Annotated in this window: 14 protein-coding genes; 9 read left to right on the top strand and 5 right to left on the bottom strand. The window is 67.7% G+C overall.

Annotated features, from left to right (window positions below; genetic code table 11):
- Nucleotides 1-95: 95 nt before the first annotated feature.
- Entirely contained in the window at nucleotides 96-788 is a 693-nt protein-coding gene (locus HNP60_RS11235; RefSeq protein WP_184153665.1) for a hypothetical protein, read from the top strand.
- 25 nt (nucleotides 789-813) lie between these two features.
- Nucleotides 814-1,305, top strand: a complete 492-nt coding sequence (locus HNP60_RS11230) for an EF-hand domain-containing protein (protein WP_184153662.1) — start codon at nucleotides 814-816, stop codon at nucleotides 1,303-1,305.
- Between the two features lie 25 nt (nucleotides 1,306-1,330).
- On the opposite strand, the gene trmFO is transcribed toward HNP60_RS11230, so the two are convergent.
- Nucleotides 1,331-2,689, bottom strand: coding sequence for a methylenetetrahydrofolate--tRNA-(uracil(54)-C(5))-methyltransferase (FADH(2)-oxidizing) TrmFO (trmFO, locus tag HNP60_RS11225; protein ID WP_184153659.1), 1,359 nt, complete (start codon nucleotides 2,687-2,689; stop codon nucleotides 1,331-1,333).
- Between the two features lies 1 nt (nucleotide 2,690).
- Nucleotides 2,691-3,041 (bottom strand): DUF952 domain-containing protein, encoded by a 351-nt coding sequence (locus HNP60_RS11220; RefSeq protein ID WP_184153656.1) that lies wholly within the window; start codon nucleotides 3,039-3,041, stop codon nucleotides 2,691-2,693.
- A gap of 120 nt (nucleotides 3,042-3,161) precedes the next feature.
- On the opposite strand from HNP60_RS11220, the gene HNP60_RS11215 reads away from it, so the two are divergent.
- The gene (locus tag HNP60_RS11215) at nucleotides 3,162-4,061 is read left to right on the top strand and encodes an acyl-CoA thioesterase (protein WP_184153654.1); all 900 of its coding nucleotides are present in this window, start codon (nucleotides 3,162-3,164) and stop codon (nucleotides 4,059-4,061) included.
- Nucleotides 4,062-4,071: 10 nt separating this feature from the next.
- On the opposite strand, the gene HNP60_RS11210 is transcribed toward HNP60_RS11215, so the two are convergent.
- The gene (locus HNP60_RS11210) at nucleotides 4,072-5,364 is read right to left on the bottom strand and encodes an MFS transporter (protein ID WP_184153651.1); all 1,293 of its coding nucleotides are present in this window, start codon (nucleotides 5,362-5,364) and stop codon (nucleotides 4,072-4,074) included.
- 132 nt (nucleotides 5,365-5,496) lie between these two features.
- Here HNP60_RS11210 and HNP60_RS11205 point away from each other — a divergent pair, with 132 nt between their 5' ends.
- The gene (locus HNP60_RS11205; RefSeq protein WP_184153648.1) at nucleotides 5,497-6,294 is read left to right on the top strand and encodes a CmcJ/NvfI family oxidoreductase; all 798 of its coding nucleotides are present in this window, start codon (nucleotides 5,497-5,499) and stop codon (nucleotides 6,292-6,294) included.
- A 145-nt stretch (nucleotides 6,295-6,439) separates the two neighbouring features.
- Nucleotides 6,440-7,375, top strand: coding sequence for an exosortase V (gene xrtV, locus HNP60_RS11200; protein WP_184153646.1), 936 nt, complete (start codon nucleotides 6,440-6,442; stop codon nucleotides 7,373-7,375).
- Between the two features lie 205 nt (nucleotides 7,376-7,580).
- Here the strand turns inward: xrtV and epsI are convergent, their stop codons facing one another.
- Nucleotides 7,581-8,306, bottom strand: a complete 726-nt coding sequence (epsI, locus tag HNP60_RS11195) for an exosortase-associated protein EpsI, V-type (RefSeq protein WP_184153645.1) — start codon at nucleotides 8,304-8,306, stop codon at nucleotides 7,581-7,583.
- Nucleotides 8,307-8,738: 432 nt separating this feature from the next.
- Here epsI and ffh point away from each other — a divergent pair, with 432 nt between their 5' ends.
- The 3 genes from ffh to rimM are packed head-to-tail and all read left to right on the top strand — an operon-like array spanning nucleotide 8,739 to nucleotide 11,217.
- Complete coding sequence (gene ffh / locus HNP60_RS11190) at nucleotides 8,739-10,223, top strand: signal recognition particle protein (protein WP_184153643.1); 1,485 nt, start codon at nucleotides 8,739-8,741, stop codon at nucleotides 10,221-10,223.
- Nucleotides 10,224-10,279: 56 nt separating this feature from the next.
- Complete coding sequence (rpsP, locus tag HNP60_RS11185; RefSeq protein WP_184153641.1) at nucleotides 10,280-10,732, top strand: 30S ribosomal protein S16; 453 nt, start codon at nucleotides 10,280-10,282, stop codon at nucleotides 10,730-10,732.
- A gap of 2 nt (nucleotides 10,733-10,734) precedes the next feature.
- Nucleotides 10,735-11,217, top strand: a complete 483-nt coding sequence (gene rimM / locus HNP60_RS11180; RefSeq protein ID WP_184153639.1) for a ribosome maturation factor RimM — start codon at nucleotides 10,735-10,737, stop codon at nucleotides 11,215-11,217.
- Here rimM and HNP60_RS11175 read toward each other — a convergent pair.
- Nucleotides 11,207-11,413 (bottom strand): hypothetical protein, encoded by a 207-nt coding sequence (locus HNP60_RS11175; RefSeq protein ID WP_184153637.1) that lies wholly within the window; start codon nucleotides 11,411-11,413, stop codon nucleotides 11,207-11,209. The two genes, rimM and HNP60_RS11175, sit on opposite strands and share 11 nt — an antisense overlap.
- On the opposite strand from HNP60_RS11175, the gene HNP60_RS11170 reads away from it, so the two are divergent.
- Entirely contained in the window at nucleotides 11,391-12,950 is a 1,560-nt protein-coding gene (locus HNP60_RS11170) for a serine hydrolase domain-containing protein (protein WP_184153636.1), read from the top strand. The genes HNP60_RS11175 and HNP60_RS11170 overlap by 23 nt on opposite strands.
- The last annotated feature ends 25 nt before the right edge of the window (nucleotides 12,951-12,975 follow it).

Genomic DNA, 12,975 nt, shown 5'->3' with positions numbered 1-12,975 from the left:
GGCCAGCCCGGCCGGAACCCGCGTTCCGCACTGAGCCACCGGTTCCCCTAGCTTGCAGCGGTAGAGAAAGGGCTAACGGCGATGGTTGAGCAGGTATGAACGGCAGTCCGCAGACCCTTGGGCCCGAGCTGGACCTCCCCCCTCTGCAGCGCCTCCTGCTCGCTTATGCGCCGGCGGATGCCCGGCCGTGGCAAGCGCTTTGCTGGCAGTTCGACCAGCGGCTCGCGCAGGTGGTGCGCCGGGGCGGAGACCCGACCATCACGGCGATCCGCCTTGCCTGGTGGGAAGGGGTGCTGGTGCGGCAGGAGAAGGACAAGGGGGGCGGGGAGCCCCTCGTCGAGCGCTGGCGCGCGATCGCGCCGCCCGCCGCGGCTCAGGTAGCCGAGCGGCTGATCGACGGCTGGCGCGTGCTGGCTTCGCCCGAGGCCCTGAGCGCCGAGGATATCGCGGCCCATGGCCTGGCGCGGGGCGGCGGGCTGTTCGGCCTGCTGGCGGCCGAGGCGGAGCCCGCTTCGGGGGAGGACGCGGAGCCCTTGAGCCGCGCGGGCGCTATCTGGGCGCTCTGGGATTTTGCCGGCCATGTCAGCGATGCGGGGCTCGCCCGGCAGGTCCTGGCAGTCGCGGGGGAAAATGGGGGGCCGGCAAGCCTGCCCGCCGGGCGTCTGTTCCGGCCCTTGCGGCTGGCTCATGCCGTCGCCCTGCCAGACGTGCGCGCCGGGCGCGTGCCGGCGGCGGGCTTCACGCTGCGGCATTATGGGCGCTTGCTGCGCGCCTCCCTGCGGGGCTAGTCTCTGCCCCTCGGGGGGAGCCGACATGGGACGCATTCTGGCGGGATCGATCGCGACATTGCTGATGGTCGCGGCAGGCCTGTTCTGGTGGCAGGGCGAGGCGGATCGCACCGCGCGCCCGCTGATCGCGCAAGGCGGCGCGCGGGCGCAGGGACCGGCTCTGCCCGGCGAGGGTGATCCGGCGGCGATAGGCGAGCCGCCCCCCGGCGTGCCGGAAGCGACGCCCCGCACGCGCGAGGAAAAGCGCTTCGACCGTTACGACCGCAATCGCGACGGCATCATCAGTCGCGCCGAGATGATGGGCAGTCGCGCCGCCGCTTTCCGCAAGCTGGACAAGGACGGGAACAATCTCCTCTCCTTCGAGGAATGGGCCGTGCGCACGTCCGATCGCTTCGCGGGTGCCGATGCCAATGGCGACAGCAAGCTCACCCGCGCCGAATTCGCCACGACCGCGCCCAAACCCGCGAAGAAATCCACCCGCCCGGCACAGACCTGCGCCTGCGACGAGGAGGAATAGCCGCTCGCAGGTCCAGCCCGTGCGATCAGGCGCTCACCGCCACCCTGTTGCGTAGCGCCTGCGTCTGCCACGCCGCCAGTGCCTCGCGGGCACGGTCGGTGTAGCCGCGCTTGCGGTCCTTCTTGCGGATATCGTCCGCGAGGGGTGGGAACAGCCCGAAATTGACGTTCATCGGCTGATAGCTGCCTGCGTCGGCGCCGCCGGTGATGTGGCCGAGCAGCGCGCCGAGCGCGGTTTCGGCGGGCGGCGCGGCCAGCGTTTCGCCGCCGATCTGCGCGGCGGTCATGAGGCCTGCGAGCAGCCCTACGGCCGCGCTCTCGACATAGCCCTCGCAGCCGGTGATCTGCCCGGCGAAGCGGATGTGCGGCGCGGCGCGCAGGCGCAGCTGGCCGTCGAGCAGCTCGGGGCTGCGGATGAAGGTATTGCGGTGCAGCCCGCCCAGCCGCGCGAACTGCGCATTCTCGAGGCCGGGAATGGTCCGGAACAACTCCACCTGCGCTTCATATTTGAGCTTGGTCTGGAAGCCGACCATGTTCCACAGCGTGCCGAGCGCGTTGTCCTGCCGGAGCTGGACGACGGCATGGGGCCAGCGCCCGGTGCGCGGATTGTCGAGGCCCACGGGCTTCATCGGGCCGTGGCGCAGCGTCTCCGGCCCGCGCTCGGCCATCACCTCGATGGGCATGCAGCCCTCGAAATAGGGCGTATCCTTTTCCCACTGGCGGAATTCGGTCTTCGGTCCCGCCAGCAGCCCCGCGACGAACGCGTCATATTGCGCCTTGTCCATCGGGCAATTGATGTAATCCTTGCCGTCCCCATCGGGAGAGCCCTTGTCCCAGCGGCTGGCCTTCCACGCGATGGACATATCGATGCTCTCGGCATGGACGATCGGCGCGATAGCGTCGAAGAAGGCGAGCTGGTCGCGGCCGGTGGCCCCGGCGATCGCGTCGGCCAGCGAGGGGGCGGTGAGGGGGCCGGTCGCGACGATGGTAAGCCCTTCCGCCGGCAGGCCGTCCACGCGCTCGCGCACCAGCTCGATCAGCGGATGATCCATGATCGCCTGCGTCACGCCCTGCGCGAACCGGTCCCGGTCCACCGCCAGCGCGGAGCCGGCCGGCACTTTCGCCGCGTCGGCCTTCGCCATTACCAGCGATCCGAGCGCGCGCATCTCCTGATGGAGCAGCCCCACGGCATTGCTGTCGGCATCGTCCGAGCGGAAGCTGTTGGAGCAGACCATCTCGGCCAGTGCGTCGGTCTGGTGGGCGGGCGTCATGTCGCCCGCGCCGCGCATTTCGGAAAGGCGGACCCGCACGCCCGCCTGCGCGAGCTGCCATGCCGCTTCGCTGCCCGCGAGGCCGCCGCCGATGATGTGAACCTGATGCGTCATGTCAGTCGAATCCTGCCGGGAAGACGTGCTTTCCGTCGGGCCCTAGGCGCAACTTGCTGTGCCCGGCAACGGCGCCAAGGGGAATGGTGCCATAAACATGGGGGAACAGCGCGCCGCCGCGCGAGACTTCCCACTTCACGACATCGCCGAGCGGTTGCAGGTCGACCATGGCGAGGATGGTGGGGTCCACTTGCGCGAACCATTTGGCCGCCGTCTCGCGCACCTGATCCCGCGTGGAGAGGTGGATATAGCCATCGGCGATGTCGACGGGCGATCCCTCGAACGTGCCTGATTCGCGCCACCGGGTCCATTCCTCGGGCGGCAGCAGCTTGAAAGCGAAGAAATCTGTCATGCCGGGACGCTACGGCAAGGGCCTCGATGCGTCCAGCGCTTGCCTTGCCCTATGATATGGACGCATTTTCCTCCGGCCATGCCCGGTCCCGGGCTTTTCGATGAGAATGAAGACGCAGGAATGAACCAACCGATGCCCGATGTTGCCTGGCTGACGCAGGCCCTCATTCGCTTGCTGGATGTCACGCCCGGCGAGGAGAAGGATCATTTCACGGGCGCGCGCAAGCCGGGCGGCGTGGGGCGCGTGTTCGGCGGGCAGGTCGTCGGGCAGGCGCTCATGGCTGCCGCGCGCACCGTGCCGGAGGACCGGCCGGCCCATTCGCTCCATTGCTATTTCATGCGGCCGGGCAGCGAGGATCACGAGATCGACTTCGCGGTCGAGGCGGACATGGAGGGGCGGGCCTTCTCCAATCGCCGCGTGGTCGCGCGCCAGCAGGGCAAGCCGATCTTCAACATGATCGCGTCCTTCCATCGCCGGGAGCGGGGGCCGGAGCACCAGAGTGCCATGCCTCAGGTGCCACCGCCCGAGGATCTGCGTAGCTTGCGCGAATTGCTGGCGACTTACGATATTCCGGCTGGCCCGGCCCTTCGTGCCATCGCGACCCAGCCCAGCCCCATCGAGTTCCGTCCCGTGGGGCCCATCCAGTCCGGCCAGCTCGACGAGATGCGTGCGCCCCACGCGGAATGCTGGATGCGCATCGGCACGGGCGGACCGCTCGGCGTCGGCCAGCCGCTGCAGCGCGCTCTGCTCGCCTTCATGAGCGATCTGTTCCTGCTCGGCACGGCCTATCGGCCTCATGGCCTCCAGATCGCCGGTCCCGGCGTCATCAGCGCGAGCATCGATCACAGCCTGTGGCTGCACAATGACGTGGAGTGCGGGGACTGGCTGCTCTACGCAACCGACAGTCCCTTCGCGGGCGATGGCCGGGGCTTTGCGCGCGGGCATTTCTTCGCGCGGGACGGGCGCCTGCTGGCGAGTGTCGCGCAGGAAGGGCTGATGCGGTTGCGCGAGCCGGGCTGAACGGGGCCGGTCAGCCCCGGCCCATCGCGCCATGCACGGCGGTTTCGCGCATGCGCCAGTAGGCGATGAGCGAGAGCGCGCACATGCCGCTCACATAATAGAAGAACAGCGCCTCGTGGCCGACCTGCACGAGCCACAGCGCCATATATTCCGCCGTGCCGCCGAACAGGGCATTGGCGATGGCATAGGGCAGCGCCACGCCGAGCGCGCGGATGTGCGGCGGGAAGAGCTCCGCCTTCACGATCGCGTTGATGGACGTATAGCCCGAGACGACGAGCAGCCCGGCCAGCACCAGCCCGAAGGCGCCCGCCGCGCTCGTCGCCTGGCCGATGGCGGTGAACAGGGGCACCGTGAGCAAGGTGCCGGCCACCCCGAAGCCGATCAGCAGCGGCCGCCGCCCGATGCGATCGGACAAGGCGCCGAAGAGGGGCTGCATCAGCATGAACACCCCGAGCGCCGATGCCATGATGATTGTCGCCTGCGGACGGGTGAAGCCGGCCGAGTTGACCAGATATTTCTGCATGTAGGTGGTGTAGGCATAGAAGGCGAGCGTGCCGCCCGCGGTGAGCGCGATCACCAGCAGCGCCTCGCGCGGATGCTCCCGCACCAGCGCGAAGCCGCCGGAGCGGCGACCGCTCGCTCGCGCCGCTGCGAAATCGGCGGTCTCGTCGATCCGGCGCCGCAGGTAGAAGACGCCGAGCGCCAGCATCGCGCCGATGACGAACGGTACGCGCCAGCCCCATTGCTCCATCGCTGTCTCGCTGAGCATGGCCTGGAGACTGAGCTGCACGGCCAGCGCCGCGAGCTGCCCGCCGATCAGCGTGACATATTGCCAGCTCGAGACGAGGCCACGCCGCCTGGGGCCGGCCATTTCCGCGAGATAGGTCGCGCTGGCGCCATATTCGCCGCCCACGCTCAGCCCCTGCAGCAGCCGGGCGAGCAGCAGCAGCGCCGGCGCGGCAAGGCCGATGGTGTCGGCCGTCGGCATGAGGCCGATGAGCAGCGATCCCCCGCCCATCAGGCTCACCGAGAGCGCGAGGCCGGCCTTGCGGCCATGCCGGTCGGCATAAGTGCCCATCAGCCAGGCGCCGATCGGGCGGACGAGGAAACCGACCGCGAAGATCGCGGCGGTGCTCAGCAGTTGCGCGGTCTGGTCACCGGCCGGGAAGAAGCGGCTCGCGAAATAGACGGAGAAGGCGGAATAGACGTACCAGTCATACCATTCGACGAAATTGCCGAGCGAGCCGCCGACGATCGAGCGCAGCGCCCTGCGCCGGGCGAAGTCCTGTCTGCTGTCCGGCAAGCTGTCCGTCCCGTCGCCCGATTGTGCCTGGGCGCATAGTGGAGAGAGGGGCGGCCCTTTGTCGAGTGGCAAAAGCCTTCCTTCGGCCGGGCATTTGCTTTAATCTGCCTTGCTGTGGGAGAGAAGATCCAGATGGAGCAGACGGATCGTGGCACCGCCTGCATCAATTATGCCGCGCGCACCGGCGAGCGGCCCCGTTACCATGCCAATGATCATGGACGGGACACGGTGGTGGTTGCGCCGCGTCTCATGCCGCTGGTCGATGGTCGCGCGCAGGCGCTGGCCTTGGACGATCAGGGCTTCATCATCGTGCCGCATGTCCTGGATCTCGATCCGGCGGAGGAGGCACAGCGCCCTGCTTATGCGGCGCAGGTCGAGGCCCTGCTGGGTCGCGTCACCGGCGCCGATGACGTCGTGGTGACCGGCAAGCCGATCCTGCGTTTCTCCGAGCGCTCCGGCCGGGCGGGTTCGAGCGACAACAGCTATCCCGCGCGCTTCGCGCATGTCGATGTCAGCCAGGCCACCGGCGCGGATTTCTCCCGCCGCTCGCAGCCCCGGCCCGGCGCCTATTCCCGCGCGGCGCACTACAATGTCTGGCGCGTGCTCTCGCCGGCGCCGCAGGACGTGCCGCTCGCGCTCTGCGATGCGGGAAGCCTGCGGGGCCGGGAACTCATCGAGGCGGACGCGATCTTCGACAGTCCCGCCGGGGACTGGAGCTTCGAGGGCTATGTCGTTGCCCATGATCCCGCGCATCGCTGGCACTGGTTCCCGGACATGACGCGCGACGAGGCGATCGTCTTCAAGACCCATGACAGCGCGCCGGATGTCGCCGGATGCGTGCCGCATGTGGCCTTCGACGATCCGGGATGTCCCGATGATGCACAGCCCCGGGTCAGCGTCGAAATTCGGGCTATCGCTTACTGGTGGTGAAATTCATATGAGGCAGTCAGTATAACCGTGGTTATATCCGTAGGTTCTTGTCCGTGGGGGGTACTATTCGCTATGGCGATGGTCAGGCAGTCATCAGCTCTTAACGCCCCGTTGATAGGCTTGCGGCCCCGAGCAAAGAGTTGACATGGCGACCGACGCATCCCTCGTAAAGCAGAAGAGCTTTTTCCAGTCGATGTTCGACTGGCTGACCGCGAACCCGATCCTCGCGGCCGGCATATTGTCGGTCATCATCCCGACCCTGGCGCTCGTGGCGAACGAGAGCTGGTCGACCGAACAGGGCGCCCATGGGCCGATCGTGCTGGCGACTGGCCTCTGGCTGCTGCTGCGCGAGTGGCAGAAGGCGCGCCCGCTGTTCAGGCCGGCGCCGGCGTGGACCGTCGCGGTCGTCTTCGTGCCTTTGCTGCTGCTCTATTTCGTGTCGCGCGTCAGCCACATCGTGGAGACGGAGGGCTATCTCATGTATGGCCTCGTCGTCGCGACCCTGTTCAGCTTCGTGGGCTGGGCGGCGATCAAGCAGATGTGGTTTCCGCTGATCTACCTGCTCTTCGTGCTCCCGCCGCCCGACACGCTGGTGGCGATGGTGACCAATCCGCTCAAGATTTTTCTCTCGGAAGGCGCGGTGTCGCTGCTTTACCATCTGGGCTATCCGACGGCGTCTGCCGGTGTGACCATCCAGGTGGGGCAGTACCAATTGCTCGTGGCCGAGGCATGCGCTGGCCTCAACTCGCTGATTTCCCTGTCCGCGATCGCGCTCTTCTATGTCTATCTGCGGCATCACGCGAATGTCCGCTATGCGCTGCTCATGTTTCTCGCGATCGTTCCGGTCGCGGTGTTCGCCAATTTCGTGCGCATCCTGCTGCTGGTGCTGCTGACCTATCATGGCGGCGAAGCGGCGGCGCAGGGCTTCCTGCATGATTTTGCCGGCATGACCATGTTCATGACCGCGCTCATCACCATCTTCGCGATCGACCATCTGCTCGGGCTGCTCTGGCCCGGGCTCAAGAATCCGAAGGACGCGACGCCCCCGCCGGCCGAGCAACCCGCCACAGGCACTGCCTGACCTCGCGCATAACCCCCTGCCGCAAGCAGCGGGGTGAGGCGCACTCAGAGCGTTCGCGGCGCGCTTGTGAAATGCAGGCTCTTGCTCTCGCCGGCAGGCGTCAACGCGCGGTTGCCGGATCGCGTGATCCGTCTCATCTCATGATGGTGCGCGATGCGTGGCGTTCGCTCCGGCGCCTTGGCGGCGCGGGAGCGAGGGCAGGGGATCAGGCGTTGCCGATGAGGAGCCGGCGCGTCTGCGGGCCGCCGGCGGCCATCATGCCCGTGACGAAATCGGTCATCTGCTTCACGGACTGGTCGCGGTCGTCGTTGATGACGGACATGCGCAGCAGCAGGCCGTCTGCGAGATAGCCCTCGACATTGGCTTTGGTCATGGCGAGCCGCTGGGCGGCCCAGCTCTGCGGGAAGTCCTCGCCGATGCGCGTCCAGTAGAGAATGTTCTCGGTCCGCGAGCCCATGGTGGCCGTGACGGTGCGCGCGGGGATCTCGTCACCGCCCGGCAAGCCGATTTCCACCGGCCGGCTGCGGTCGATCGAGAAGCCCGAGGCATAATAGCAGATTTCCGGCCGGTGCAGCTGCACGTTGTTGAGCTGCATGCTGTTGTAGGCGGCCAGGAACATCACTGCGGCGTTGGTCTTCGGGTTGACGTAGGTCCGCGTCAGGATGTGCTGATAGAGCTTGTCGGCCAGCTCGCTTTCGGGCGGCAGCACCAGCTCGCTCACATTGTTGGGGCGCCAGTCGCCGAAGGTTGCCGGGAACAGCGCGCTGAACTGCTTGTCGTTGAGCTCCGGGTAGCGCCGCTTGGGCGTGCGCGCGAAGGCGAGGCCGCTCACCGCGAGCAGCGCGCCGCCCATGATGATGTGCCGCCGGTTCAGCCTGCTGGATTGTGCTGGCGTTTCCTCGCCCGGGAAAATCTTGCCTTCGATGGACACGCATTACCTCTCTTGAGCCTCGCCGGCACGATAGCAGCAAAGCGGGCGACGAAAAACCGGCAATCGTCTTGCCGAAAATGTCCTGACAAGCCGTTGACGGCGCTTCCTGTGCCGCTCTGGATCATCCGGGCGGTCTCTTCTCCAGTTGGGTCCGGCACCGGACTGCTTCAAGGGCTTCGCGGCCTGCGCCATCTTCCCCATGTTCCGTGCCGCTCCCCGCGCCCGATCTTGCCAATTCGCCGCCATTGGGCTAACGGCCCCTCGTCCCGAGGGCGGTGTTCCGCCTCTCCGGGCGCTCTGACAGTCCTGGCTGGGCCCGCATAAGGGCCTCGGGGATCGACGCTGGTCGGCGAGGTTTCGCCCACCGGCGCTTTTTCCGTTGTGGGGCTGAATGCAGGTTTTTCGCGGTTTCGGCCGCAGTTGAGGTGATTGATGTTCGACAGTCTGAGCGATCGGCTGGGCAGTGTGTTCGACAAGCTCCGGGGGCGCGGCGCGCTCACCGAGGATGACGTGCGCGCCGCGATGCGCGAGGTGCGAATCGCCCTGCTCGAGGCGGACGTGGCCCTCCCGGTCGTGCGCGCCTTCGTCGACAAGGCAACGGAACGCGCCGTCGGCTCGGACGTGCTGCGCTCGGTCACGCCGGGCCAGATGGTCGTCAAGATCGTCTCCGACACGCTCACCGAGACTCTTGGCGCGGACGCGTCCGATCTGCTGATCGACGTGACGCCGCCGGCCGTCGTGATGATGGTCGGTCTCCAGGGCTCGGGCAAGACGACGACCACGGCCAAGCTGGCCAAGCGCCTCAAGGAGAAAGAGCGCAAGAAGGTGCTGATGGCGTCGCTGGACGTCAATCGCCCCGCCGCGCAGGAACAGCTCGCCGTGCTCGGCACGCAGACCGATGTGGCGACGCTGCCCATCGTCGCGGGCCAGCAGCCGGTCGAGATCGCGCGCCGCGCGCTGCAGGCCGCGAAGCTGCAGGGCTTCGACGTGCTGATGCTCGATACCGCTGGCCGCCTCCATGTCGATCAGGCGCTGATGGACGAGATGAAGGCGGTGGCGCAGGTCGCCGATCCGGCCGAGATCCTCCTCGTCGTCGACAGCCTGACCGGCCAGGACGCCGTGAACGTCGCGCGCAGCTTCACCGAGCAGGTGCCGCTGACCGGCGTGGTGCTCACCCGCATGGATGGCGATGCGCGCGGCGGCGCGGCGCTTTCCATGCGCGCCGTCACGGGCCAGCCGATCAAGTTCGCGGGCACCGGCGAGAAGCTCGATGCGCTCGAGCCCTTTCATCCCGCGCGCGTCGCGCAGCGCATCCTGGGCATGGGCGATGTCGTCAGCCTTGTCGAGCGCGCGGCCGAGACGATCCAGCAGGAGGATGCGGACAAGCTCGCCAAGCGCATGGCGGCGGGCAAGTTCGATCTCAACGATCTGCGCGCCCAGCTCTCCCAGATGCAGAGGATGGGCGGCCTCGGCATGCTCGCGGGCATGATCCCCGGCCTCAAGAAGGCGCAGGCGCAGATGGCCAATGCCGGCGTCAACGACAAGACGCTGATCCATCTCGACGCGCTCATCGGCTCCATGACTCTCAAGGAGCGCGAGAAGCCCGAGCTGCTCAATGCCAAGCGCAAGATCCGCGTCGCCAAGGGCGCGGGCCTGCAGGTGCAGGACGTCAACCGTCTCCTCAAGATGCACAAGGAGATGGAGACGGCCATGAAGAAGATAAAGAAGATGGGCGGTCTCAAGGGACTGGCGAAGATGTTCACCGGCGGCGGTGGCGGAGGCGGGCTCGGTGGCCTGCTTGGCGGCGGCGGCGGACCTGCGAGCGGCCCGGCCGGCGATCTGAGCGGGCTCAAGGGCCTGCCCGGGATGCCGGACATGCCCCGGCTGCCGCCCGGCTTCCAGAATTTCAAGAAATGACCGGAATTTTTAGAACCAACAGTCTGAATTCGTTAGAAAGGTAAGGTAAGGAACTTATGGCAACCAGCATTCGCCTGTCGCGTGGCGGCTCGAAGAAGCGTCCCTATTACAAGATCGTGGTGACGGACAGCCGCTCGCCGCGCGACGGTCGCTTCATCGAGCGCATCGGCAGCTACAATCCGTTGCTCGCCAAGGACGACGAGAAGCGCATCGTGATCGACGTCGAGCGCGCGAAGCACTGGGTGAGCGTCGGCGCGCAGCCGACCGACCGCGTGGCCCGCTTCCTCGACGCCGCCGGCGTGAAGGAGCGCGCGGCGCGCAACAATCCGAACAAGGCCGAGCCGGGCAAGAAGGCCAAGGACCGCGCCGAGGAGAAGGCCGAGAAGCTGGCTGAAGCCGAAGCCGCCGCCAAGGCTGCCGAGGAAGCCGCCAAGGCGCCGGCCGAAGAGCCCGCCGCCGAGGAAGCCGTGGCCGAGGAGGCTCCGGCTGAAGCGCAGGTCGAGGGCTGAGCTTGCAACCTGATCGCCCCGTCACGCTCGCCGCCATCATTGGCGCGCATGGCGTGACGGGCGAAGTGCGCCTCAAGCTCTTTGGCGAGGGGCCGGACAGCCTGAAGCGCTACGCTGGCCTGAATGCCGGCGGGCGGACCCTGACGCTCCGGGCCATCCGCCCGGGGCCCAATGGCGCGGTGGCGCGGTTCGCGGAGATCGCGGACCGCAACGCCGCCGAGGCGCTGCGCGGCACGGAACTCACCGTGCCCCGCTCGGCACTCCCGCCGTTGGCGGAGGGCGAATATTATCATGTCGATCTGATCGGCCTGCCGTGCGTGGTCGATCCCGACACGGTGGTCGGCACGATCGTCTCGGTCGAGAATTTCGGCGCCGGGGACGTTCTCGAGATCGAGAAGCCGGACGGCAAGCGCTTCATGGTGCCGATCCACGCTGTCCGCATCGAGGAGGCGCGCGCCGTCATCGAGGCGGCCTTCATCGACTGAGCGCGCGCGGCTGGCGGAGCCTTCCGCCCGTCGCGCCGGTCTCGGCACTGCAATCGCCCTTCGCCTGGACATTCGCGCGGCCGAACCCGGCTTGAATATCTGGCTTTTCCTCCTCGTTCTTCCTTATGGTGCGGCTTTGCATTGCCATTCTGCCCCGGGGGAAACCGAACGCCATGTCGATCGCCGCAAGGATCATGCCGTGCCTCGCCGCGCCGCTCGCCCTTTCGCTCGTGGCCGCAGCCGCGCCCGGGATCGCGCAGCCCGTCGCCGCGTCCACTCCGGCCGATGCTGATGCGTCGCTGCCGCCCGAAATTGCTGCCGCCCTGCCGGACGTCGACCGCATCTTCGCCGATTATCAGCGGGAGAGCCATTCGCCCGGCATGGTCTATGGCATCGTCGCCAATGGCCGGCTCGTCCATGTGAAGGGGCTGGGCGTCCAGGATCTGGAGCAGCGCCGCCCGGTGAGCGCGGACAGCCTGTTCCGCATCGCCTCGATGACCAAGTCCTTCACCGCGCTTGCCATTCTCCAGCTTCGCGATGCCGGCAAGCTCTCGCTGGACGATCTTGCCGAGAAGCATGTGCCGCAGATGCGCGGCTGGACCTATCCGGCCGACTGGCCGCGCATCCGCGTGCGCGATCTGCTCACGCACAGCGCCGGTCTCGTCACGGACAATCCCTGGGGCGATCGCCAGCAATATCTGCCGCAGGCCGCCTTCACCGCGATGCTGGAGGCTGGCGTGCCGCTCAGCCGCCCGGCCGGCACGGTATTCGAATATTCGAACTTCGGCTATGCGGTGCTCGGGCGGATCGTCGCGAATGTGAGCGGCATGGCTTATGCCGATTACATGCAGCGCCATATCCTGCGCCCGCTCGGCATGGCGTCGAGCGGTTATGACGTGGCGGCCGCGCCGCTCGCCCGGCGTGCCCTCGGCTATCGGTGGGAGGATGAGGCATGGCGGCCCGAGCCCGAGCTGGCGGACGGCGCCTTCAATGCCATGGGCGGCCTGCAGGTCAGCGCGAATGATTATGCGCGCTATGTCGCTTTCCTGCTCTCCGCCTGGCCGGCGCGCGCGGGCGAGCAGAGCGGTCCCCTGCCGCGCGCGTCGGTGCGGATGCTGGTGCAGGGGGCCGGCTTCGCTTCGCTGGCGCAGCGCCCCGGGGCGAGCGGCGGCGCGAATGCCTGCCGCCAGAGCGTCACTTATGGCTTCGGTATGCGTGTCGCGCGGGATTGCGCGCTCGGGCTGACGCTGGGCCACAGCGGCGGCTATCCGGGCTATGGCAGCTTCGTGCTGCTGATGCCGGATGCGGGCATCGGCCTCTTCGCTTTCTCGAACCGCACCTACAACAGCAGCACGCCCGCCGTCTGGGATGCCGCCATGGCGCTCCATCGCGCGGGTGCGATCAAGCCGCGGCCCACGCCTGTCTCGCCGCTCCTGGCGCAGGGCTATGCGGCGGCGGGACGCATCTATGCGGCGGGAGACGTGCTGGCCGCGAAGGACGCGCTGGCCATGAATTTTCTGCTGGATCGCGATGCCGCCCACTGGGCGCAGGCACTGGCGGATGTGAAGCGGCAGGCGGGCGATTGCGGGACGGATGCCCCCATCCGGGCCACCGGTGCGCTTTCCGGCACCTTCAGCTGGACCTGCGCGACCGGCACGGTGAAAGGCAATGTGCTCCTCGCCCCGACGGCCAATGCGACAATTCAGGAACTGGAGTTCGAGAGCGCGCGCTGAGCCTGGGCGCGACGGGCGTTCGCCA

The sequence above is a fragment of the Sphingobium lignivorans genome, assembly GCF_014203955.1.
GTDB classification, from domain to species: Bacteria; Pseudomonadota; Alphaproteobacteria; order Sphingomonadales; family Sphingomonadaceae; genus Sphingobium; species Sphingobium lignivorans.
This window is presented reverse-complemented; position numbering and strand designations above follow the sequence as displayed.

Bases quoted from the DNA above. Each gene is read 5' to 3' on its own strand.
- ffh (WP_184153643.1), top strand. From the start codon at position 8,739: ATGTTCGACAGTCTGAGCGATCGGCTGGGCAGTGTGTTCGACAAGCTC.
- HNP60_RS11230 (WP_184153662.1), top strand. From the start codon at position 814: ATGGGACGCATTCTGGCGGGATCGATCGCGACATTGCTGATGGTCGCG.
- trmFO (WP_184153659.1), bottom strand. From the start codon at position 2,689: ATGACGCATCAGGTTCACATCATCGGCGGCGGCCTCGCGGGCAGCGAA.
- HNP60_RS11235 (WP_184153665.1), top strand. From the start codon at position 96: ATGAACGGCAGTCCGCAGACCCTTGGGCCCGAGCTGGACCTCCCCCCT.
- HNP60_RS11175 (WP_184153637.1), bottom strand. From the start codon at position 11,413: ATGATCCTTGCGGCGATCGACATGGCGTTCGGTTTCCCCCGGGGCAGA.
- HNP60_RS11205 (WP_184153648.1), top strand. From the start codon at position 5,497: ATGGAGCAGACGGATCGTGGCACCGCCTGCATCAATTATGCCGCGCGC.
- xrtV (WP_184153646.1), top strand. From the start codon at position 6,440: ATGGCGACCGACGCATCCCTCGTAAAGCAGAAGAGCTTTTTCCAGTCG.
- rpsP (WP_184153641.1), top strand. From the start codon at position 10,280: ATGGCAACCAGCATTCGCCTGTCGCGTGGCGGCTCGAAGAAGCGTCCC.
- HNP60_RS11170 (WP_184153636.1), top strand. From the start codon at position 11,391: ATGTCGATCGCCGCAAGGATCATGCCGTGCCTCGCCGCGCCGCTCGCC.
- HNP60_RS11220 (WP_184153656.1), bottom strand. From the start codon at position 3,041: ATGACAGATTTCTTCGCTTTCAAGCTGCTGCCGCCCGAGGAATGGACC.
- HNP60_RS11215 (WP_184153654.1), top strand. From the start codon at position 3,162: ATGAACCAACCGATGCCCGATGTTGCCTGGCTGACGCAGGCCCTCATT.